This is a genomic window from Catenulispora pinistramenti (genome assembly GCF_018274385.1).
Taxonomy (GTDB): Bacteria; Actinomycetota; Actinomycetes; order Streptomycetales; family Catenulisporaceae; genus Catenulispora; species Catenulispora pinistramenti.
The window spans coordinates 1-1,045 of sequence record NZ_JAAFYZ010000494.1; the positions used below are offsets into that span (position 1 = coordinate 1).

Consider the following 1,045-nt stretch of genomic DNA (forward strand, 5'->3'; position numbering starts at 1 on the left):
GGCGAGGGGATCGGCAGAGACTTGGTGGCCGAGTCGTCGGGCGAGGTGACTTCTTGGGTGGACTCGACGACGGCTGCCGCTTCGACGACCGCCGCCGCGACGATGGGGACCGGGCGGGTCGCGGTGCTGTCGGAGTCGGGGAGCTGCTGGGTCGACTCGCTGTCGCTGTCGCTGTCGCTGTCGCTGTCGCTGTCGGTGTCCGTGTCCGGGATCGCGTCGCTGGCGGCGAGGGTCGGGACTTGGCGGGTTTGCTGACTATCCGAGTCGTGCGGCGGGATCTGCTGGGTCGATTCGCTGTCGGTATCGCCGTCGGTGTCCGGGATCGCGTCGGCGGCGGGGATGGTCGGGACTTGGTGGGTCAGTTGGCTGTCGGCATCGGGCGGCGGGAGTTGCTGGGTCGATTCGCTGTCGCTGCTGGTATCGCCGTCGGTGTCCGGGATCGCGTCGCTGGCGGCGAGGGCCGGGACTTGGCGGGTTTGCTGGCTGTCGGCATCCGGTTCCGGGACTTGCTGGGGTGCCTCATCGGTGGCGATCAGTGGCGCTTGATGAGTCGAGTCGCTGTCGGAATCGGTCGGGTCCGGGGCCGAGATCTGCTGGGCCGGCTCGGGAATCGCGTCGCGTTTGCGGAGGACGGACATCGTGCGGGTGTCGGAGTCGGCTGCTTCATCGGCTGCTTCGTCCTCGGCTTCCGGCACGTGCGTCGCGTCGGGGTCGTCGTCGGCCTCTGACACGTGGGTCGCGTCGGGGTCGTCGTCGGCTGGCGACTCGTTCTCGCCGCTCTCGGCAGGGCTCTCGGCGGTGGATATGGCTTGCGTGGGTGCAGCCGGTTCGGTCCCCGCTTCGTCCGTGGCCTCGGTTTCGTCGGCGGCCTCGGCCTCGGCGCTGGCGGCCTGGGCCTCGTGCAGGGTGTCCGCGCCGTGCTCCGCTTCGAGGGGGGCGCCGAGGCGGGAGAGTTCTGCGAAGGCGCGGTCGAGGCTGGTGGGGCGGTCGGGGTCTTTTTGGGTCAGGCCTTTGATGAGGGTGGCGAGGGTGGGCTGGTGGGGGG

At 70.3% G+C, this 1,045-nt stretch carries 1 protein-coding gene; it reads right to left on the minus strand.

Features of this window, described 5'->3' with window-relative positions; all coding sequences use genetic code 11:
- Positions 1-1,045 (minus strand): MSCRAMM family adhesin SdrC (locus KGQ19_RS48700; RefSeq protein ID WP_230420586.1); only part of this gene is annotated, 1,045 nt, incomplete at both ends.